Genomic DNA, 20,304 nt, shown 5'->3' on the forward strand with positions numbered 1-20,304 from the left:
GGGCCGATATGTGTGTTGGCGAACGTACCTGTTAGCGCCGATGTAAACAATGACCCTCTTCGCCGAAGTAACCACGACCGCCTTGTCGCGCAGATCGGTTACGTTTAAACGTCCATTGTTTTCTACTATCTGTTATGCCCTGGGGCGAAACCGCACGACTTTGCCGCGAGGCTTGGTGCGTCCGAAAGTGGGCCTAAACCTGACATTCAGCCGCAACTGGGCGAAGAGCTTTGTGGGAGTACGTGTAGCTCTAGCGCTTTTTCTACAGCCCTAATCAACGCGTCGCCGTGGCAACGGCTTTTTCAGGTAGCCTGCAGCACCTCTCGCAAAAGCCTTCTCGCGATCGGCCGGATCTCCTTTTGGGAGATACATTTGAGGTGATGTAATGTGTACGGTCCAGAAGCAGAGACTACACTGTGCACACGCTCGTTAGAGGTTTTGCGATCGTGGTCTTGCCGTCGCGATGGGCATCCTCTCATCCGTACGGTCAAACACCTTTTCCGGCTCGTCCGCTTCCTCCGGAGTCTCGTTATCCAACACCCGGCGCAATCTGGGTTGGTCTAGTTCGTTGGTCCACCTGGCGACTACCAACGTAGCCACAGCGTTGCCGATAAAATTCGTCAGCGCGCGCGCTTCGGACATGAAGCGGTCAATGCCCAGGATAAGCGCAAGACCTGCAACGGGTACATGGCCGACAGCGGACAGCGTTGCCGCCAGCACGATGAACCCGCTGCCCGTCACACCCGCAGCGCCTTTAGAGGTCAGCAGCAATACGGCGAGCAAAGTCAGCTGATGTGTGAGGTCCAGCGGCGTATTCGTCGCCTGGGCGATGAAGATGGCCGCCAGTGTGAGATAGATCGACGTGCCATCGAGATTGAAAGAGTATCCGGTGGGAATGACGAGTCCGACCACTGATTTCTTCGCGCCAAGATTCTCCAGCTTCACCATAACGCGAGGCAGCGCGGCTTCGGACGAGGAGGTTCCCAGAACGATAAACAGTTCTTCCTTGAGATGGATGGAGATCGAGGCCAACTGGTGGGGAACGGCAGTAAGGGCTGGCGTGCGCCTGTCGGCTGCTGGAACTCATCACCGCGAAGCGGCCCCTTGGGAGTCACTAGCCCGGAAGCGGTCGTTCGCCAGCGAGTACTTCCGGCCCAACTCGGCCGTTCTAGTCGGCGCGACCAAACGGCCGCTCTGAAATGATCAGCATCGAAAGCACTGCGATTGCTGCGCAACGTCCCGCGACAATCGGAAAGATGATCGCCGTATGGCCGGTGGCATCGATAATGTGGCCGATAACCGGTTCGCCGATGCCAGCGAACTGTACGACATGGTGTCGAGCACACCTGTTGCTGTCCCCGCAGAGCGGTGCCCGAAAATATCAGGACACAAGGTCCAGAACGAGAACACCGGCCCGAAGACAAAAATAGCCGCAAAAAAACACAAGCACGATCACAAACATACTACCGTGCGGCACGAACATCATGACGATCGCCGTCGCGCAGGCTCGCACCATGTACTGGAAAATTGCCATAAGAGGCGCCCTTGAAACAATATGTCGGATATCCAGCTATTCGACAGACAGCCGAGCGCCATGCTTACCGGTAATGCGACCATGATCCACTTCGGGTCGACCAGCGCCGATGGCGTCTTCCAGTCCATGGCGAGAAAATGGACCGGCATCCAGACCACCAACGGGTAGCGTGCGGCGTTCTGGAAACCGATTGCGAGACCCGTGATGTAGAGCCTCCATATCTTCATCACGAGGCGCGTATCGCTGCGCGCTCGACCTCACTGGCTTTGACTGAAGAGAGAAGCAACGGCAAAACACCTTACAGGAATCCTGATGGACGAGAGGAAACGGGACAGCATGATTGCGTATCTCCGCCACCGCATAGATGACTTTGGCCTCAACCCGGGTGCGTCGCTTCCTTTCTGGCGACAAACCTGCGGGATCGAATACCGGTCGCTACCATAGCCCGAGTGGTGAAACCCTAGGCGGTGGAGGGGAAACGCCTCAATGGCTGAAACAGGCCATTAGCGCAGGACAGTCCATCGGACACTTCAAACTTCCGTGAGGGGCGCTCGCACAGCCGGCAACGCAGCGCGATGCGGACGGGAAGGATGATCCCTTAGCCGGAAGCCCACTCGCACCGTCGAAGCACCGCTAGGCGATCGTCCGCTGCCCGGTTCTGCGCTGCCCGCCGTTTCAGCGTTCGCCTCCACCCCCACCTGGACAAGCGCGAGTGCGCCCTATGCCTGCGCCGGCTTGGCCCGGACCTTTCCAGCTGTGCCCGACGTCTCGCCGACGGCGGCACCGCTATCGCCGGGTATGGCGGGGGACCTTGCGCTCATGCGTTCAGTCGCATCGGCTATTTGAGCGGGGATCGCATAGTGCACTATGTGACCCGCCCCGTGTGCAACGAGGAGCGTGCTTTGAGGGATCGCCTGATGCAGTTGGAGAGAATTCGACTCGGGGTCAACGACCTTGTCATCCGCCCCCGCAAAGATGCTGACCGGTATCTTGAGGTCCGAATAACGGGCACGCAACTGCGTGGTAGCGGGGATCATGAATGCGGCGTCCTCTGCCCCAGCTCTGATCTGCACTGGACGCAGCACCATTTCACGGGCGATGGATTGCACGAAGCCGTCCGAAAGGGGGCCGGGGCGAACATTGCTCGCAACGTGCGCCTGAACAGGAGGCGGCCGCTTAACGACGAAACCGTGTACCGGAGGACGTCACCGAGGACGGGAAGCGCCGCTGGCGCAGCCAGCGCTACGTCTGCGCGGGAAGTCGGGTAGTAATAACCGGAGACCAGCACGAGGCCGCGCAGGTCTGCGGCGTCGCCGAACGCCATGTTCAGTGCGACGAGAGTGCCCCAGGAATGTCCGAGCACGACCGGTTGCTTCACACCGATGTGCGCGAGCGCCTGTAGTGTCACTGCCGCTTGGGCTTGTGCGGTCCACAGCCGCTCGCGTGGTCGTCCGCCGAATCCGAAGCCCGGGCGGTCAAACGCGATCACGCGGTGCCGCTCAGCCAACCGGTCGGCTAGCCCGCTGGCGATGAAATCTGGCAGCAGCACGACATTTCCATGCAGAAGCACGACTGCGGGGCCTTCACCCTTGTCGATGTAATGAAGCGGTACACCCTCAACTTCGACAAAACGGCAGACTGGCGGATGATCGCGTTCGGCCTTGAGGGCACGATGTCGAACCCACAGTGCACCGACGGCGGCGGCGGTTGCGACAGCCGCGAGAGCTCCGATTGCTTTGGACGGTACAGGAACTTTGTTGAGAGAGCGCGCCATGACTTCTCCAGTAGTGGCAACGGCGGAAGCCGATCCGCTTCACTAGAAGATAAGCCCGCAGCCGCAGCCTGTAAGGTGCTCGATGACATGTTCCGCGCGAATTAGCGCTTGCAGGTTCTGGCCTTGCCTTCTGCACAAGACTATGCCGCGACCTGGCACTCAGGCAGTGCAGGCATCGCACGGCGCAGACAGGTTGACAAGCGGCCAAATACCCGTTCGCGCGCTGTGCCGCGTTCGGATGGCACAGCCTGGTCGATTGCACCTGGTCGAAGCAGTGCCGCAGCCTCGCATTGCCGACCACCGCGTCGATCATGTGCGGTGAGCCGTTCGACAGGATGGCGCGCTTCAGTCCACGATCGCGCAGAGCACGTAGCGGATCGGACACTTCCGGATACGGCTGAAGGCGCAGATACGCATGCGACAACGCCCGGCACGCACGTTCGTCCAGCTCCAGCTTGAGACGCAGCGTGAAGCGCAATGCTTCTTCCGTCACCTGCTCGAACGAAATATAGCGGCTCATCAGGCTGCGCAGCCAGTGACGCACCGCCGCGCGGCACGCGTTGATCGCACGTTCTTTACACACCCTGGTGATCGAGATCATGGTCGGGACGCTCGGGCGTCCAGCGCACCGACCAAGGTTCGCATGCGCACGGCCAAACATAAGCTGGTTTAGCAACCCGGCATGCGCGCGAACCACGATTTGCGTCGACAGGTCTATCCCCCGCCGAAGCGCGATACGACGAAATCGATGAAGCTGCGCAGCTTCGGCGTGGGTCGGCGGTCGGGTGCGAACAATAGGTGGATTGGCAGCGGCGGCGGTTCGTAGTCCGGCAGCACGCGCACGAGGCGCCCGGCAGCCAGATCGTCGCGCAGCATGTCGCACGGTTGCAGGATGATGCCCGCGCCTTCGACCGCGGCGTTGCGCAACGCCTGGCCGTTGTTGATCGAAAAGCGGCTGCTGACCGGCACCACGTGCCGGCCATCCGGCCCGGCCAGGTGCCATTCGCGCAATGGCCCGCGACCCCAGTAAGAGAATCCGGGGCACTCATGCCGCGTCAGATCTTCGGGCCGTTCAGGCGTGCCGCGCTCCGCCAGATAGGCAGGCGATGCGCAGATCGTCAGTCGATAAGGCCCGAGCGGGCGCGCGATGAGCCGGGAGTCGGCGATCGGTGCAATGCGCACGACCGCGTCGTAACCTTCGTCGATTACGTCGATCAGACGGTCGCTCAGCGTCAGGTCCACGCTGACCTCGGGATGTTGCCGCATGTATTGCGCGAGCGTCGGTACAAGGCTGTGCGCGCCGAAACTTACCGGCGCGTTGATGCGCAGCTTGCCGCGCGGCGCGGCCTGAAGGTTCGCGGCCAGCGCCTCCGCCGCTTCCATTTCGGCAAGCACGGACTTGCTGCGCTCGTAAAACGCGCGGCCGGCTTCGGTGAGGCTTTGGCGGCGCGTCGTCCGGTTGATGAGCTGCATGCGATAGCGCTCCTCGAGCAACCGCACATGCTTGCCGACTGCCTGCGATGTCAGGCCGAGCGCCGCTCCCGCCGCGGCGAATGAGCCCGTTTCCGCTGCTTTGACGAAGACCGCCATGCTGGTGAGACGATCCATGATTAGAAACAGTTGAGTTCGATTGTCAGAGCGAACGCGCCATTTATCGAGCGACCGACTCAAATTATGGTGAGTTCGTCACTTACTCGTTGGAGAGCGAACATGCCGCGTGTCGTGCGTTTTTATGAAAATGGCGGTCCCGAAGTGCTGCGGATCGATGAGGTCGAAGTGCCGCCGCCCGCCGCGGGCGAGATCCAGTTGCAGATTCGTGCGCTGGGCGTGAATCGAGCGGAGTCCATGTTCCGCTCCGGGCTCTATGTGGAGTCGCCCGTGTTTCCCGCGCGGCTCGGTTATGAAGCGTCCGGCGTCGTCAGCGCTGTCGGTTCGTCCGTTACCAATGTCGCGGTCGGCGACGCGGTCGCCATCATTCCGCCCATGTCGATCACGCGCTGGGGCGCTTATGGCGACACCGGCAATTTCCCTGCGGCGCACGCGGTGAAAAATCCGCCGTCGCTAGGATTCGCCGAGGCCGCCGCAGTATGGATGCAGTATGTGACGGCGTGGGGCGCACTCATCGAGATCGCGAAACTGCGCGCAGGCGAAGCGGTGATCATCACGGCATCGTCTAGCAGCGTGGGGCTTGCGGCGATCCAGGTGGCAAAGAGCGTGGGCGCCATCGCAATTGCAACGACCCGCACCGAGGCGAAGAAAAATGCGCTGCTGGAAGCGGGTGCCGACCACGTGATTGTCACGCAGCAGGAAGATCTGGTCGCGCGCGTCAATGAGATCACCCGCGGCGCGGGCGCGCGCGTCGCGTTTGATCCCGTGCTCGGGCCCGAGTTCGAAAAAGTGGCCGGTACGCTGGCCGAGCGCGGTATTGTGTTCGCCTACGGCGCGCTGAGCCCCGACCCGACGCCGTTCCCGCTTTTCGCGATCCTCGGCAAGATGCTGACCGTGTATGGCTACCAGTACAAGCTGATCGTCAGCGATCCGGCGCGTCTGGAAAGGGCAAAGCGCTTCGTTCTCGACGGTCTTGCGTCGGGCGTGCTGAAGCCGGTGATCGACAAGGTCTTTCCGCTCGAACAAATTGTCGACGCTCATCATTATCTTGAGTCTAACCAGCAGTTCGGGAAGATCGTTGTCACCGTGTGAGCTGTTCTAGCGGAATTTGAGAGAAGGGGCCGAGCGGCTCACGACCTCAAGGTCTCAGGCTATCGCCGACCGGCTGCCGACAGACGGCCCTCTACTGAGAGCCCATATTTGATGAAAAGCTCCTCGCCCGGCCCGATATCCGAGACCGCATGAATGTGCACCCTTCCATCGGACGCAACAGCTTCGCAATCGGCGACGCACGCGTGGATGCGCAGCGCGCGCTGTGGCGCCGAGCGAACCGTCGATGACACGCACATCGGATAGTCCAAAAAAAGGAATGTGTGCCCCGAGGGTCAGGATTCCATGCAAATCAACACATCGTCCTTTTCGAGGCTTGCTCGGCGTTCACTCGCGTTACGGCCTGCGCACTTGCGCTGCCACCGTATTCCGTGACACGCTTCACCGAACGCTTCAACCGCTTCGTTACGTCCACGATTGCTCCGGTTGCTTCCGGCTGGAGCGGATGCCGAGTGGGGCTTGCGCCCACTGGGAAAGCTCTACCTTTTCACGACGCACGCCATGAAGCGACGTTCGCTAGCAGTCGGTCCACGACGTTCTAACGTCAGCTTTGGATTAGTACCAGCCTTCGCTTTCCTTTTCGGCCCGACCTCGAGGAGCAAAAGAAGGCAGCGGTTGTGGCTCACGTGCGAAGTCCACATCGCGTCGGTGCATGCGGGTCTCGGCATGTGTCAGGGTGGTCATTTTGAACCCTCGCGGCCGACAGGCCCGCAGCGGGCCGATCGGCGCTCCATTACCCAGTGCTCTGATCGGGATCGTAGCGGCCGACTCGATCGCCAAGAGCGTGACCGTCTCCAATCGCAATCTCCAACGGAGTTATCTCCGCGAGAAACTCTGATGCGTCGGCCCTGCGCGCAGTCTCCGCCACATGGAGTTGTTCTGTTGTTCTTGCGCAAAAAGCCGCTTTTCCTCCAGACGTCGAGCGGCTGACGACAGTGCATTCTCGGCACCTGAACGTCGCTTCGCCTCCAGCGACATTCCGGAGAACGCGTGGCCTGCATGACACAGAGACCTGTGCGGTAACCCTCTCCGATGCGCCAGATGGCGCAGTCACACTCCGGGCAGGTCAATACTCGTTCAATGTCCGAGTCGTTCCAGCCCGGCTGGTGTCGAATGGCCGACGGCGGCAATTTGCACTTCGAGAGCGGTGCGCGCGCCCTCTCTGTTTCATGTCAAAGCCCTCTGGATGAATGGTCTGTCAAGGCTTTGAGATAGTTGGGCCTATGTCCTCGTTGGAGCGACTGCGTCCGCCGAAAGCTTCAGATGCCGGTTCGACGGCGCGAACTCGAACACGCGTGTAAAGCTTGCTAACTGCCTGGTCGGAGTGACGGGTTCGCGCGTCTCCTGAGAAATTGCATTAAAAGCGGCCGCTCGTTTCTAGCGCCCATGCAGCTGGAGGCGCAGGTTCGCAAAGCCCGGCGCCGTATCGGGAACATAGCTGGAGCAATCCGGGGACGCTGTCTGCCGGGACAGTCGTGAACCAGTTCCTCATCGGGCGCTGGACGCTTTCGTCGCACAACGCGTCGTAGGGGTAAGCGGCATCTCTCAAATTCACTGCCAGCCTTTCCACTGCGCATCTCAGAACAGCGGACCGCTCGCTGGAAGGGTGCAATCGACACAAGACCTTCATAACCCGATTGCGCTCTCTAGCCAAAGGCGCCGAAAGCAGGAGCATCTGCTGGAAAACGAAGAACAGCGGCGCCCGAGAGTCCTCTGGGAGGCGGGTAAAAAGCGGGAGAAGTGGCCTAGGCCCGGGCATGTTCGCCGCGCCGGCCATCACGCAGGCAAGGCGTGCCCACTCACGCTTCGAAAGACCGAGCACCGGGCCCTCCGCGCTTCTCGACGCCAGTTCAACAACCTCTGTGAAGCCCTTCGCTCCCTTGGCTCGATTCGCTCTGACGCACATCACCATAAGGTTGCCAGGCGCATAGGCTCCATGATTGTTGATCCTGTCGACCGACCAGTCACTCTCGGCCAAGGCGGCATGTGTCATGGCGATCAATGTGATCGGACACCTCGCGCAGTCGATCCTTTTTAGGTAGTCGGGCGTAACTTCCTGGTCGAGAATGCGGCGGCGTCGAAATGCGTTCAGACGAAGTTGCAACCATTTCGACACGAAGCGATCGGGAACATGCTGCGGAACTCGAAAATGCTCGCGTCCAGCACGGTATCCAGCAAGTACACTTCGCTCGCTGGACGCGCGGTCCAATCCCCGGCCAAATCGAGCGAAATCCCAACCGATGTCAAATCCGGTTTCCACAACATTGACAGCTTGCATCGGGCTACCTCCCCCGCGGCTGGTCCGCCACAGAAAAGAACGCATGCGTTCCCGCAGGAGCCACGTGATGATGACGGTTTTTTCTCGCGAGAGCTGATGGCTGGACCTCAGCAGTCACCGTGCCCAGCCATCGTTGGCCGTATTTGCTGACTTTAGGTGCGCGAATTCGCCACCGACCACTAGCCGCCACGCCCGGGTACGACGCAACGGGTTATTCGAGTTTGGATAAATTGACGGCCCTTTGCCGCATGATTGAACCGCCGCGTCCCTGGACATTTTCGAGGGCGTGGTCAGGAAGTAACTCGGACTGACGGGTAAGGCAGTGCCCTCTTCGTGAGTATATATCCCGAATGCTGACGGCTCGACCAAAGCCGACGCTCGCGGTTTCGTCGCCGCACGGCAGCGGCCCACCGCATCTCTGTCATTGGGGATGCATCACCTAACCGTTGGCTTCCGCGAACGGGGAGCGGCCTCGACGACCCGCTCAGGCCGAACAAGTTCGTGGAATCCGGTCCATCAGCCAAATTCAGGTTTGCGAACTGAGGGTGCCGGTGAACGGCCGTTGGCGGCCTCATCTAATCGGCCATGAGCCCACACCTGCGAGAAATAGCAGAACGGCAGTTCGTACGCCCGTTTCAGCCGTTGGGCGTCAAATGGATTCAATCTATTTGCAAACCGCCGGATACGAAGGGGCCTGTCATGGAGGACGCCCGCCCCATATTGATATCGGCAGTTCATGGCGCGACGTCTATTACTTGCTCCGACTGCCACCGCAAACCGGCGTGCTCCACAGCGGCGACGTGTCGCAGCAAGAGTTCAACGATGCCGCGGGTCGACCCGCTCGTGGAGAGCGTCCTGACTTTGACGGGGGCAAACCATTTGCATCTCGCGATTTCGTTGCTTGGCTGCGCAATTGATTCATCTTGCAATTCGACGAAGAATACGTGGTGCACCGTGTTGAAACCGCGGAACTGGAACAGGTAAGTCAATCCGGTCGCCGTTAATGTCGTCTCCTCCTCCCGTTCACGGAAACCGGCTTCGTGGGGCGCTTCGCCTCGACGGACACGGCCGCCCGGAAGCGCCCATCGTGATCTGAGCCCGGCAACCAGCAAAATACGACTGTCTCGGACGCACAAGCTGGTTGCTCCGTCTTTCATCACATCTGTCCGACTGCAGGCACAAGGCGCTGAAAATGGAACACTTTGATGATAGTTTCGCTCCTTGAGAAACGGCTTTTCGGCCTTGTAGCTACCGTAAGTTCGTGCCAATCGAAAAGCCGAGGATTGCACAAACAGGAAAGGCCAGCTTGGGCAGAGGCATCTGCGATTTAGAAGCCTCGCTAGCTCGGATATGGCATGACAAGTGCGGCTATCGGTCATTGGCGTGTTGATTACGGCAATCAGAGACGGCCCCAGGTGCAATGGGAGTTCATCGCTCCCCGTGGACGGTGAGAAGAATCGCTGGCAGTAGCGTCCCTCGTCATGAGCCTGTTTTCGGCCCTCCCGAAGGCGCCATAAACCGAAAGCGCGCGCGGTGCGCCTCCCACTTCAACCACGAGAACCTCACCTCGCCCTCGCGCGTATGCGTCCCAACACGTTACGTCAATAGCCGCCTTGAAGTATTGTTGGGCCTCTTCCGATACGGTTGAGGGTTGCACGCATGGCTCGCCATGCCGCTGCGGGATGATGAAGATGTGTGCCCACCATGGCCGCAGCCAGAAGTTCCGCACAGCACGATGCGGATTTTCCGGCGCCAACTAAAACGAAGGAAAAGCCGAGGCCTTTTGCACCGGAAGCGAGCGAAAGCTGCGTGGTCAGCACATCGACAGCTGATACGCCAGATCCGCCCACCGGTGAACGGAGTGGAAAATGCAGGAGATGATTCGTAATCTGCTCGATGAGCATTTTCTTCCCTCTATTCCAGCATCCGCCTTGCCCCTTGTACGTTGTGCACGTTTTACAGGAGTGCCTTTCCGATCGATCCACCGCCATCTATAAACAGCGTCTGGCCGGTGATGAATCCTGCGTCCTCCGACAATAGAAATTCGATGCCCGCAGCCAGTTCATCGGGCTTGCCAAGCCGCTTCATTGGGATCAACGAAAGGAAGCGCTGCTCCGCCTCGCTTCCGACAGGTGTGTTCTCGCGGAACATTTCGGTTTCCACCGGTCCCGGCGCGATAGCGTTGACAGTGATGCCGGCGTCTGCGAGTTCCAGCGCCCACGTACGCGTCATGGTGACCATCGCGGCTTTTGCGGCTGCATAAGCGGAGCGCTGCGCAACCCCCAAAATCGTCAAACTCGACAGGTTAACCACACGCCCCCAACCCTGCTTGCGCATGTTAGGCAGAATGGCCTGCATGGTCTGAACTGCCGGAGTCAGATTGATCCGAAAACTTGCTTCTAGGTCGTCGAGATCAATCTCCCCCACCCGCGCGAGGCGGACGAAGCCCATGTTATTGACGACTCCGTCGAACGCGAAGCGTGCGGTGAGTGCCGCAAGAGACTCCTCCGTTGCGCTGCGATCGCCGAGGTCGACAGACACCAGCGTACCCGGGAACGTGGGATCATCGGTACGGCGTGCGAGTCCGACCACGTGATGGCCAGCGGCGGCCAGCCGGTTCGACAATGCGCGGCCGATTCCCTTGGTAGCACCGGTAACAAGAAAGGTACGTTTTGACATGTAGGTATCCTTAATATAAACACGAAAGAGATTAAGCTTGCTGACACCGCTATAGATGAGGGCTCCGCCGAGGCTGCCTCAGCGAAACGATGGGATGTATCGTCATCACGAGCGAGTGCGCGACACCGCCGCTGGCAGCGCTGGCAAACCGAGCGCCGCCAATGCTTGCGCTACGGCGCCCAACAGCAGGCCGCGCTGCGGATCGACGCGCGCCAGCACGCGCACGCCAACAAGAACCGCCAGCAGGTGCGAAGCGGCATCGTCGGGTGATACCGTCGCTGGTATTTCCCCGTCCTGCCGCCCTGCAGTCACGCAACGCCTGAAAAAAGATTTTAACTGGGCGAGTTCGCCTGATAGCGCACGGCGGAACTCGGCATCATCGGGCGTCGCTTCCAGCGCCGAGTTGACCAGCAGGCAGCCCCGCTGCTGCGGGTCCGAAAGCGACCGGGCGATTACTTCGCTAAAAAACGCTGTAATCGCCGCCGCCGGGGCGAGTTCAGACTCGATCCTCGCAATTCTCTCTCTTAGCGTTCTGTCGACGTAATGCTCGAGTACACGACGGAACAGGGCGCGCTTATCGCCGAACGCATTGTACAAACTTGGCTGCGTTAAGCCGGTGAGCATCAGAAGATCGCGCACTGATGTGTTTTCGTAACCTCTCGCCCAGAACGCGTCGGTCACCGCATCAAGCACCTGCTCTTCATTGAACTCGCGTGGTCGCGCCATCAGCTGCTTCTCTCGAACTATTGCTTACTTGGGGCCGTTCCGCCAAGGCCGATGTCGCAATTATATAACGGTCGTCATAAAACACAAGTGTAAAAGACGGGCGCCCGTAGAGATTCCGCCGGCCATCGTGGGGTACCAATGTTTTTCGCAGCAGGAAAGTTGCGGGGCATCAGTCACGGATCGCACTGGTCGGTGAGAACCTGACTATCGGCATGGCCGGAACCTTGAGCCCTGCTAGAGGATAGGTGACAGTTGGCGCTTGAAGTGTTTTCAGTGCCGGTATCAAGCTGCCCGGTGTAGCGGCACTTGATGCAACGGGGCATGCGCTTGCAGATATAACGAGGCTCCATCATGCGGTTCGTTCACACCTTGACCGCCTGATATCGGACAAAGATTGCCAATCCGCGTCGGATAGAACGACAGCATCGCAGGGCAGCAGCTTATGGTCCTCGTTCAGTTCCCTGGCGTGATGCACTCCCCATTCGATCAGGGAATCGAGGATGGGTCGCAGGCTTTCGCCGAGCGGGGTGAGCAGGTATTCAATGCCCTGACTATCGTCGGCGCTGGGCTGCCGGCTCACCAATGCATGTTCCTCCAGCGCTCGCAGTTGCTCAATCAATACCTTCTGGGAGATGCTGGAAATGCGCCTCTCCAGTTCGCAAGTGCGTTGCTTGCCGTCTAACAGCACATAAAGGATGACCGCCTTCCAGCGTCCTGAAAGGACGGCGAGCGCGCGCTCGACCGGTAGGCCCGGCAGCCTCTTGGTGATCTTCATTGTCGACCACTAACCAAAGTGTAGGTAGATGGGAAAGGCTACAGACGAATAAGCTCTGGTGCAAATCTCACCGAAGGAAGATCTATGATAGACCTGTTCGAACCTCAACTGCTTGGTGCCACCGTCCCGCTGAAAAACCGTATTGCAATGGCGCCGATGACTCGCACGCGGACATCAGAAGGCGACGCCCCCAATGAGCTGATGGCGACCTATTACGGGCAGCGAGCCAGTGCCGGCCTGATCGTGACCGAAGCTACTGACGTTGCTCCGTCCAGCAAAGGCTACGCGCTGACACCCGGCATATACAGCGAGGGCCAGCGACAAGGCTGGCGTCTGGTGACCGATGAGGTTCACCGCAATGGCGGAACGATATTCTTGCAGATATGGCACGTCGGCAGGATGGCGCATCCGTCGCTCATGCCCAACGGCGAGGCCCCGTGGGGGGTGACCGAACAAAGGGCTGAGCACTCAGATGTGTTTGCCCACGACGCGGATGGCAAGCTGACCTATACGCGTGCAGGCACTCCGAGGCCCCTCGAAACGGACGAAGTTTCGGCGTTGGTCGGCACCTTTTCCCAAGCTTTCGCCAATGCGCGCCAGGCCGGTTTCGATGGTGTGGAAATCCACGGCGCGAACGGCTACCTGTTTGACCAGTTCATGAACTCGGTTCTGAATACGCGCACGGATCAATACGGTGGGGGCACCGTAGAAAATCGCACCCGTTTCCTGATTGAAGTCGTTGACGCGGCAGTGCGTGAATTAGGCCCGGGGCGAGTTGGCGTCCGCCTGTCTCCATTCGGCGAGTACGGCTCCATGCCGGCCGATCCACTTGTCGAGGAAACGTTGCTGTACCTTTGCGAGGAGCTGGGTCGCCGCGGCGTCGCATACATCCATCTGGTGTACCAACTGATGCCAGCGGGAAACATGGAGAGCATCGAGTTCAAGGAACGCCACATCGACCACGCTTTGCTCGCCAAGGTTCGGGGGGCGTTTCACGGCGCAATCATCTGGTGCGGCGGCTTTACTGAGCGCGAGAGCGCTCAAGCTGCGCTCGACACAGGATTAGTAGACCTCATTGCCTTTGGCAGACCATACATCGCAAACCCGGATCTTGCCGAGCGTCTGAAGCACGGCTGGCCTTTGGCGGAAGCAGATCAGTCAACTTATTACACTCGACGCGGCCACATTGGTTACACCGACTACCCGGTCTATTCGGTAGCACGGGAAACCAGATGAATCTGGCTTGATGGGGCCGCACGGGGCTCGGCCGCAGTGCCCGCGTGCGGCCAATAAGGCGATAAGGTCACATGTCTGTGTCGTAAAGCGACCTGTTCTGGCGCTGCGGTTGTGCGATGTCCCGGCGCCCTTTAACGTAGCAAGGTTATGTCGGCATGCTTCAAACTTTTCCAGTATTTATTGCGTAAATGCGCTTCCGGGAGGACCACCAGATGACCATCAACCCCAATGGGATCAATGTGCCGGCCTTGCACCAGTTTGCGCAAGCAGTCGCCGGTGACGCCTCGAAAGGCAACGCGCGGTTCAACGTCAAGACGAGATGGGAGCACCAGACTCGTTCCGTAGCAACCGTCAGTCACTACACGTTGGGGGGAACAAGACGTCAGCGGCATTTTGAAATCGCTGCCGACGAACCAACTGAACTGTTAGGCCTGAACAGCGCGCCTAATCCTCAGGAGTTGCTGATGGCCGCACTCAATGCATGCCTGTCAGTGGGCTACGTTGCCAATGCTGCGGCCATGGGTATCACAGTTTATAGTCTGGAGATTGAAACTAGCGGCGAACTGGATCTGCGCGGTTTCCTGGGTCTCGACGAGACGGTGAACCCTGGTTACAACGAAGTAAGCTATGTCGTTCGCCTGCACACTGACGCTTCGCGCGAGAGGGTAGCGGAGCTTCACACGGTTGTGACCAGAACGTCGGTCAACCTCGCAAATTTTTCCAAGCCGATCCGTATGTTGTCTATTCTGGAAATTCGTGAAGGATAGCCGCAGAGTGATTTACTGCCCGCAGCGGCTGAATTTTGAGCCACCCGAAGCCCAGCTCCGTGAGCAGCACCACAATGTGATTCCCATTAGTTGTGCGATTCACAGACATGGTTTCAATTCTTTGAAGGCCGTTTTCTTGGCATGTCAGAGTTCGTAGTTCCGGTAGGAGCTACGAGCTCTGACATGCGCCGTTGATGTTCGGCAAGAATCTTGTCAACTCGCCATTCGCGGTGCCGGATTCGCTCTTTCAGTTTGTCGTAGGCGCTTTCCACGTCCTCCCGGAGGGGTATGATTTCGCCCAACTCGCCGACGCGATCAATGGGAGTCTTACCGCCGAGCGAACCGTGAGGGCGACGCCAGTTGTAGTCAAACTGCCACTCCTCAATTCGCTGGTCGATCTCGTTCTCGGTCGGTTCGTGATGGAACCAGAATTCATTCAGGTCGGTGAGTTGTGAACGCTCAACCTTGCCATTGAGGTGTGGCGAGCGCGGCGGGATCGGTCGAAATTTGATGCATTCACCCATCAGACGTCGCTGCACTGATTCGGCGAAAAACTCACCACCGCGATCAGTCTGGACACGCTGGATCGGAAACGGCATTTCCTCGATGACGCGATCAAGAAAAAGCAGCGTATTACGAGCATTTCTGCGCGGGTAAACAGCCAGCACGCGAAAGCGAGAGCAGTCGTCGACAGCCGTGTACTGATAGACGCCTCGCGCGATCTTCATCGTGTCCATCTGGACCCGATCCCCCGGAACCGGACGGCTGTAGCGTTTCGCTTGTGCCGGCCGCCTGGAACGAATCAACGGCTTCACACAGGCCTCGCACAGAATCTTGTGAATAGTCGCGAGGGACAGTTCTCTTTGCTCGTGCAGCCGCAACTCATTCTGGATCCGACGTGCCCCCTTGTGCTCGGTGCGCAGTCGAAGAATCGTTGCGCGATCAGCCTCCGTGACCTTCCGGTTAGGGCTGTTGAGAGGGCGGCGGCTTTGAGAACAGAGTCCTTCTTCTCCAGCTTCCCCATAGCGGCGTAGCCACTTGCGCAGTGTCGGTCGCGAGATGCCACACCGCGCGCAAACGAGACCGGCGTTGCCGGTCTCCTGATACATGCGCACCCAACGTAATCGCGCGGCAATTTCTCGATCCATAGGCTCATTCTAGTTGAAACGATGTCTATGAATCACACACATTAGTAATCGGCCGTGGAGAATCAGAGACGGATGCAATTGGAAGACCGATATGTCGCCATGCAAGCTTGGCGCAATTCAACCGTTGCTAGCCTCTCCCATCAGAGGCTCGTAGTCGCGGAGAGCACCCAAGCGGCAGCCCGTCACCTCCGACGCCCGGCATCTGCTCACGAGGTGGCGACCCTCTCGAGCAATCGCTGCAGCCGTTCTTCTGGGGCCGCACGAGTCCGCGCGTCGCATATCCCGTTCGAGGTGCCTGATTGCGGCGTCAACGTTTTGCGGCGTGTAGGGGCTGACCCATGCGCCCGCTTTTGCGGTGTTCATGTGTGTCACGATTTGAGGTTCGTTTCGTTCAAGCGTGTACACAATGGAAAGTTGCATGCGTGCTCGTGTTGCGGATCGCTGGTTCTGCGAGGGGTGCCCATAACGGCGCTAATGGTGTCCATTCATTCTGCTAGCGTGGCTTTTGCAGCGGTACAGCGAGACTCCGCCCGGAACGACTAACTAGGCGCAGCACGGCACTTCGGTTGTCGACATCTGAACATGCACTTGATAAGGGGTCGACATAAAGCAAGAAGTCCCTCCCTGTACGGCGTTTTCGTTCACCTAAAAAGATTGGCACCGCCCGAATATCGAAATAGTTGGCCTTCGTCACCTCACTTGCCGCCGCCTGTGGCTTGCGGACCTGTCGCGTCGATCGTCAGCCACATTAGCCGAATTAGAGGACATGACGACGCGCTTGCAGTATTGACCAACATCCTCCTGGCCACCCGTTGCAGGAACGCAACGGATGACTCTACTGGCAGTCTCCCCTCGCCGTCATGCTGGCGGGCTATTCGGCTGATCTCCCATTAGCGATTCTATGAACATCGCTAGCAGAATTAACGGACGCCAACAGCATGCGCCATGCGTGGCTTTTACAGCGGCGAACATCAGCTTCTTAGCTTATTCCACTTCTCCCGCTTAACGACGCACAAATCGTCAGTTTAACTTTACGGGCCGCGCTGCTTCAATAAGACCTTCACCATGCCCTTCTGGAGAAAGTCGATGTCTGAGGTTCAGTCCGTGCATCAGGAAGCTTCCGCCAGCGTCAGAAATGCAGCTAAAGCAGCGTTGAAACTGCGTCGTGTCGCGGGCCGTATCGGCGCGCAAATCGATGGCGTCACGCTCTCGCCGACACTCGATCAGCCGACCTTCGACGCGATCGAAGCCGCGCTGCACACGCACAAGGTTCTGTTCTTTCGCGGGCAGCAGCATCTCGACGACGCGGCGCATCAAGGCTTCGCGCGACGCTTTGGCGACACGGTCGCGCACCCGACCATTCCCTCGCGTGCGGACAGCTCGGACCTGCTCGACCTCGACTCCACCCACGGCGCACGCGCTAATTCGTGGCATACGGACGTCACGTTCGTCGACGCCTATCCAAAAGTGTCGATCCTGCGCGCGATCACGATCCCGCCGGTGGGGGGCGATACGGTCTGGGCCAATACGGCCGCCGCGTACGAGCGCTTGCCCGAGCCGCTGCGCGTGTTCGCCGACCATGCACGCGCCATCCACACCAACGCCTACGACTACGCATCGACGCATGCGGATGCGGACGAAACGCAGCTCAAGCGTTATCGCGAAGTATTCACCTCGAAGGTGTACGAAACAGAGCATCCGGTCGTGCGCGTGCATCCGGTGACGGGCGAGCGCACGCTCGTGCTCGGCCACTTCGTGCAACGCTTCAAGGACTTGTCCACGCAGGACTCCGCGAGTCTGCTGCAAATCTTCCACGAACACATCACGCGCCTTGAAAACACAGTGCGCTGGCAATGGGCCGAGGGCGACGTCGCGATCTGGGACAACCGCGCGACGCAGCATTACGCGATCAACGATTATGGCGATGCCCGTCGGGTCGTGCGCCGTGCAACCGTGCAAGGCGACGTGCCGGTCGGTATCGACGGCAAGCGCAGCGTGGCGCTCAAAACGGCGGCCTTGCTTCAATAACGGCGCTCGCTGCACTTTCTTTTCACTTCGATTCTTTTCTCGATGACTCCTTCGCGTCTTTTCAGAAGCGTCGTGTTTGCTTGCGCGTTCGCTCTCGTGGCGAACGCCGCGTTCGCCGACAAACCCTCGACTATCCACATCGCCGTCGCCCAGCAAGGCAACGGCGATTCCGCCGACGTTCGGCGGGTCGTCGGCAGCGACTGTGGGCGGATTTAGCAAATCCACGGGTTTGAACCAAAATACGCGAGATACTCTCACTACATTGTTCTTTGCGAGCTCATCCAAGACGCATCGGTTATCGCCAATCTGATCTCCCTCGTATATAAGATCTACACCTGCAGCCGGGATTTGGAACTTAAGCATGTTTCCCTTCGGTGCGAGAATTCGACGTTCTACGTGCGTCTATTGAGCGGTTGCTTGGTCCAGCGAGCATCAAAAGCAGGTCAGTGAGAACCGGATGGGAGCATTTCAATTACTTTAAGCAGAGCGGAACGATTATTTCACTTTATTGATCTTTCGGCGCGGGATCACGATCGGTTTGACAGCTGCGTTACAGGCCGGCTTCTGGCAAGCCCAACCTGCATCGAAGCAGGAGCTATCGGCGCAACGTAACTTCCGAACGGCAACGTCGTGCATGCAATCTCACACCCTTATGAGCTCCACTTCGTCTAGCTTGATGTCATCGCGGCGTCGGTCGTACAGCTGGGTGGTGCGCGTCGAGGCATGGTTCGCCATCGCCGCCGCGTTCTCCAGCGTACCGCCATTTTTCAGATAGCCGTGATGCCGGTCGCGCGAAACGTGTGGTTGCCGATCACGGTGCCGATCCCTGCGGCAAGCGCGCGCCGGCGCCCCATCGCATACGCGCTCGCCTGGGGCAGCGGCCGCGGGCTCAGCTGCGCGGTGCCGCGCGCGATCCTGCGGAACAGCGGCCCTGGTTCGTTGCGCAAGCCGGTCTGTTCCAGATACTCGTGCAGATAGAGTTCCAGTGAGTGGTGACACGGCATCTTGCACGCCTTGCCGCCTTTTTCACGCAGGCGCACCTACAGGCGCCGCTGCTGCCACGTAGACGTCCTCAACCCGCATCGCCAGCGCCGCCCCCACCCGCGCGAACGAAAACACCATCAAGGCAATCAGCGCCCGGTCCCGCAGGCCGATCGACGTCGTCATATCGATGCCGTCGAGCAGCTGCCGCGCCTCGCTCGCATCGAGCACCGGAGTTTTCCCTTTCTTTGCGTTATGACTGGGAGCCCGCACCGACGCGGCCGGGTTGTGCGGCACGATGGCCGGTAACGAGCCAGTCGAACAGGCGGCGGATCGTCGCGAGCCGCTGCTTGACGGTCGGCGCCGACAGGCTCTGCGTCTGCAGTTCGATCCAGCAGCCACACGCAGCGGCTGCACCGCGGTGATGGACGTCACGCCGGCGCGCGCACCAGGTCAGGAAATCGCCCGCGGTGCGCGCATACGCCCGCCGCGTGTGCGGATTGCGGATCGCCGACGCAAAAGAATTCAAGAAAGCGGATACCAGCCCGGTCGCCGGCTGCCTTGACGAGTGCGGGCACTTCGCGCCAACGGGAATGACAAGGCTCGCACTAACCACCGATCATCCCTTTGATTTTCCCTTCGAGACAGGTCTTCGCAGCAAGCACCAGCAGGTCGACCGTGAAACCGCCGGCCGCCGACGCTGCCTGCTTGGTCCTCTCCCACACATCGGGGCTGCGCACAGAATCCAGGAAATCATGCCCTACCCACGTCAGCCGGCGAAAGTAGATTCCGGACGGCGCGGGCTTCAGGTTTTAGTGATGAACCCCGCGCCGTGAATGACCAAGAGGTGATAGCCGACCTGGTCGGCATCGTAACCATCCACCTGAACCTCCCGGGAGTCTGGAGCAAGATGCACGGTGCTTCCCGGCGATACCGGCAACGCTTCCAGCTTCAGCATCAACTCGCGGATCAGATCCATGTCGCGCTTCATACACCCTCCCGGCCGCGTTCAATGATGTGTGCGCGACATTTTTCCTTGAGCGCCTTGACGACCGGCTCCAGGAATGGATTGCCCCGGTAAAGAGCGGCCTTCTGGTCAATGGCCGCCTCTATCTGTTCGATCGCCGCCTGCACGGTGGCGTGGTCCCCCGGCACAACCCGGACCTGAGCAATTTCCCCCTTCAACGATTCGAATGCTCGAGAAGCGTCCTTCAGCTGTCGAACCAAGTCGTCCAGTCCAGTTGCCATGGGCAGTCTCTTATACTTGATAAAGGACATTATCCATATACATACGGGTTTCTACATCGCGCCTTGGCGCGGTCCAAGCAGGTACTTGTGCCACCTGCATTCTTGTGTATGTTTTCAATCAGGCCGACAGCGGCGTGATGAAGTATCAAGATTACGTAGTACAGATAGGTGCCCGGTACCCTTTTTGGATCCGGACACAGCATGAGTTGAGTAAAAGCCCAACCGCGCTTGAAGTCACATTGCTTCCTCTCGAGCCCGGCCGAGGTTCCCGTTGTACACGCAAGTAATTGCCGCTGTTGTACCGCTTTGCCTGCCCGCTTTCTCTATCCCCGATCAGGAGCTACCCAAAAAGGTGCTTCTCCGAGGCCGCAGCTGGAGACGCGGAGCGCCAGCCCGTGACCCCGATGATCCG

At 59.4% G+C, this 20,304-nt stretch carries 23 protein-coding genes and 3 pseudogenes; 6 read left to right on the forward strand and 20 right to left on the reverse strand.

What is annotated here, in order from left to right; genetic code table 11:
- Positions 1 to 429: 429 nt before the first annotated feature.
- The 4 genes and pseudogenes from J2W46_RS28565 to J2W46_RS28575 all read right to left on the reverse strand — a co-directional run.
- Positions 430 to 1,014: pseudogene (locus J2W46_RS28565) on the reverse strand (cation:dicarboxylate symporter family transporter); the annotation flags it as partial.
- A gap of 468 nt (positions 1,015 to 1,482) precedes the next feature.
- Positions 1,483 to 1,761 (reverse strand): hypothetical protein, encoded by a 279-nt coding sequence (locus tag J2W46_RS28570; RefSeq protein WP_310358332.1) that lies wholly within the window; start codon positions 1,759 to 1,761, stop codon positions 1,483 to 1,485.
- Between the two features lie 492 nt (positions 1,762 to 2,253).
- On the reverse strand, positions 2,254 to 2,622 hold the full coding sequence (locus tag J2W46_RS34415; protein WP_374726884.1) for an alpha/beta fold hydrolase: 369 nt from the start codon (positions 2,620 to 2,622) through the stop codon (positions 2,254 to 2,256).
- Entirely contained in the window at positions 2,568 to 3,083 is a 516-nt protein-coding gene (locus J2W46_RS28575; RefSeq protein WP_310358335.1) for an alpha/beta fold hydrolase, read from the reverse strand. The genes J2W46_RS34415 and J2W46_RS28575 overlap by 55 nt, the downstream gene beginning before the upstream one ends.
- A gap of 9 nt (positions 3,084 to 3,092) precedes the next feature.
- On the opposite strand from J2W46_RS28575, the gene J2W46_RS28580 reads away from it, so the two are divergent.
- On the forward strand, positions 3,093 to 3,413 hold the full coding sequence (locus J2W46_RS28580; protein WP_310358338.1) for a hypothetical protein: 321 nt from the start codon (positions 3,093 to 3,095) through the stop codon (positions 3,411 to 3,413).
- Positions 3,414 to 3,570: 157 nt separating this feature from the next.
- Here the strand turns inward: J2W46_RS28580 and J2W46_RS34420 are convergent.
- Both J2W46_RS34420 and J2W46_RS28585 read right to left on the reverse strand, forming a co-directional pair.
- A pseudogene (locus J2W46_RS34420) lies at positions 3,571 to 3,969 on the reverse strand (HAD family hydrolase); the annotation flags it as partial.
- A 53-nt stretch (positions 3,970 to 4,022) separates the two neighbouring features.
- Positions 4,023 to 4,916: a LysR family transcriptional regulator gene (locus J2W46_RS28585; RefSeq protein WP_310358340.1), complete on the reverse strand. Its 894-nt coding sequence runs from the start codon at positions 4,914 to 4,916 to the stop codon at positions 4,023 to 4,025.
- A 102-nt stretch (positions 4,917 to 5,018) separates the two neighbouring features.
- Between J2W46_RS28585 and J2W46_RS28590 the strand changes: the two genes are divergently transcribed.
- Positions 5,019 to 6,008 carry a zinc-dependent alcohol dehydrogenase family protein gene (locus J2W46_RS28590; RefSeq protein ID WP_310358342.1) on the forward strand — a complete coding sequence of 330 codons (990 nt, stop codon included), beginning with the start codon at positions 5,019 to 5,021 and terminating at the stop codon, positions 6,006 to 6,008.
- Positions 6,009 to 6,067: 59 nt separating this feature from the next.
- Here J2W46_RS28590 and J2W46_RS28595 read toward each other — a convergent pair whose 3' ends face one another.
- From J2W46_RS28595 to J2W46_RS28625, 7 genes are all read right to left on the reverse strand, one after another.
- Positions 6,068 to 6,265 (reverse strand): SET domain-containing protein-lysine N-methyltransferase, encoded by a 198-nt coding sequence (locus J2W46_RS28595; RefSeq protein WP_310358345.1) that lies wholly within the window; start codon positions 6,263 to 6,265, stop codon positions 6,068 to 6,070.
- Between the two features lie 1,118 nt (positions 6,266 to 7,383).
- Positions 7,384 to 8,304: a hypothetical protein gene (locus J2W46_RS28600; RefSeq protein ID WP_310358347.1), complete on the reverse strand. Its 921-nt coding sequence runs from the start codon at positions 8,302 to 8,304 to the stop codon at positions 7,384 to 7,386.
- A 734-nt stretch (positions 8,305 to 9,038) separates the two neighbouring features.
- Positions 9,039 to 9,461: an NUDIX hydrolase gene (locus J2W46_RS28605; RefSeq protein ID WP_310358352.1), complete on the reverse strand. Its 423-nt coding sequence runs from the start codon at positions 9,459 to 9,461 to the stop codon at positions 9,039 to 9,041.
- Between the two features lie 444 nt (positions 9,462 to 9,905).
- A complete protein-coding gene (locus J2W46_RS28610) occupies positions 9,906 to 10,208 on the reverse strand; it encodes a hypothetical protein (protein WP_310358355.1) in 303 nt (100 codons plus the stop codon).
- A gap of 52 nt (positions 10,209 to 10,260) precedes the next feature.
- Complete coding sequence (locus J2W46_RS28615) at positions 10,261 to 10,983, reverse strand: SDR family oxidoreductase (protein WP_310358357.1); 723 nt, start codon at positions 10,981 to 10,983, stop codon at positions 10,261 to 10,263.
- Between the two features lie 105 nt (positions 10,984 to 11,088).
- Positions 11,089 to 11,709 carry a TetR/AcrR family transcriptional regulator gene (locus tag J2W46_RS28620; RefSeq protein ID WP_310358359.1) on the reverse strand — a complete coding sequence of 207 codons (621 nt, stop codon included), beginning with the start codon at positions 11,707 to 11,709 and terminating at the stop codon, positions 11,089 to 11,091.
- 349 nt (positions 11,710 to 12,058) lie between these two features.
- Positions 12,059 to 12,484 carry a winged helix-turn-helix transcriptional regulator gene (locus J2W46_RS28625; RefSeq protein WP_310358361.1) on the reverse strand — a complete coding sequence of 142 codons (426 nt, stop codon included), beginning with the start codon at positions 12,482 to 12,484 and terminating at the stop codon, positions 12,059 to 12,061.
- Between the two features lie 84 nt (positions 12,485 to 12,568).
- Here J2W46_RS28625 and J2W46_RS28630 point away from each other — a divergent pair, with 84 nt between their 5' ends.
- Positions 12,569 to 13,720: an alkene reductase gene (locus tag J2W46_RS28630; RefSeq protein ID WP_310358363.1), complete on the forward strand. Its 1,152-nt coding sequence runs from the start codon at positions 12,569 to 12,571 to the stop codon at positions 13,718 to 13,720.
- 212 nt (positions 13,721 to 13,932) lie between these two features.
- Positions 13,933 to 14,487, forward strand: a complete 555-nt coding sequence (locus J2W46_RS28635) for an OsmC family protein (RefSeq protein WP_310358365.1) — start codon at positions 13,933 to 13,935, stop codon at positions 14,485 to 14,487.
- 113 nt (positions 14,488 to 14,600) lie between these two features.
- Here J2W46_RS28635 and J2W46_RS28640 read toward each other — a convergent pair whose 3' ends face one another.
- The gene (locus J2W46_RS28640; RefSeq protein ID WP_310358368.1) at positions 14,601 to 15,635 is read right to left on the reverse strand and encodes an IS481 family transposase; all 1,035 of its coding nucleotides are present in this window, start codon (positions 15,633 to 15,635) and stop codon (positions 14,601 to 14,603) included.
- A gap of 1,086 nt (positions 15,636 to 16,721) precedes the next feature.
- Here J2W46_RS28640 and J2W46_RS28645 point away from each other — a divergent pair.
- Both J2W46_RS28645 and J2W46_RS28650 read left to right on the forward strand, forming a co-directional pair.
- Positions 16,722 to 17,663, forward strand: coding sequence for a TauD/TfdA dioxygenase family protein (locus J2W46_RS28645; RefSeq protein WP_310358369.1), 942 nt, complete (start codon positions 16,722 to 16,724; stop codon positions 17,661 to 17,663).
- 42 nt (positions 17,664 to 17,705) lie between these two features.
- Positions 17,706 to 17,868 (forward strand): annotated as a pseudogene (locus tag J2W46_RS28650) (nitrate ABC transporter substrate-binding protein); the annotation flags it as partial.
- A 562-nt stretch (positions 17,869 to 18,430) separates the two neighbouring features.
- Here the strand turns inward: J2W46_RS28650 and J2W46_RS28655 are convergent.
- From J2W46_RS28655 to J2W46_RS28680, 6 genes are all read right to left on the reverse strand, one after another.
- Entirely contained in the window at positions 18,431 to 18,667 is a 237-nt protein-coding gene (locus J2W46_RS28655) for a site-specific integrase (RefSeq protein WP_310358371.1), read from the reverse strand.
- A gap of 22 nt (positions 18,668 to 18,689) precedes the next feature.
- Complete coding sequence (locus J2W46_RS28660; RefSeq protein ID WP_310358373.1) at positions 18,690 to 18,875, reverse strand: site-specific integrase; 186 nt, start codon at positions 18,873 to 18,875, stop codon at positions 18,690 to 18,692.
- Between the two features lie 22 nt (positions 18,876 to 18,897).
- Positions 18,898 to 19,173: a site-specific integrase gene (locus tag J2W46_RS28665; protein ID WP_310358376.1), complete on the reverse strand. Its 276-nt coding sequence runs from the start codon at positions 19,171 to 19,173 to the stop codon at positions 18,898 to 18,900.
- Positions 19,174 to 19,252: 79 nt separating this feature from the next.
- On the reverse strand, positions 19,253 to 19,384 hold the full coding sequence (locus tag J2W46_RS28670; RefSeq protein ID WP_310358378.1) for a hypothetical protein: 132 nt from the start codon (positions 19,382 to 19,384) through the stop codon (positions 19,253 to 19,255).
- 65 nt (positions 19,385 to 19,449) lie between these two features.
- Positions 19,450 to 19,635: a DUF2513 domain-containing protein gene (locus J2W46_RS28675; protein WP_310358381.1), complete on the reverse strand. Its 186-nt coding sequence runs from the start codon at positions 19,633 to 19,635 to the stop codon at positions 19,450 to 19,452.
- Entirely contained in the window at positions 19,632 to 19,892 is a 261-nt protein-coding gene (locus tag J2W46_RS28680) for a hypothetical protein (RefSeq protein WP_310358384.1), read from the reverse strand. Before J2W46_RS28680 ends, J2W46_RS28675 begins: the two co-directional genes overlap by 4 nt.
- Positions 19,893 to 20,304: the final 412 nt, after the last annotated feature.

The organism is Paraburkholderia strydomiana, from assembly GCF_031456815.1.
Lineage (GTDB): Bacteria > Pseudomonadota > Gammaproteobacteria > Burkholderiales > Burkholderiaceae > Paraburkholderia > Paraburkholderia caledonica.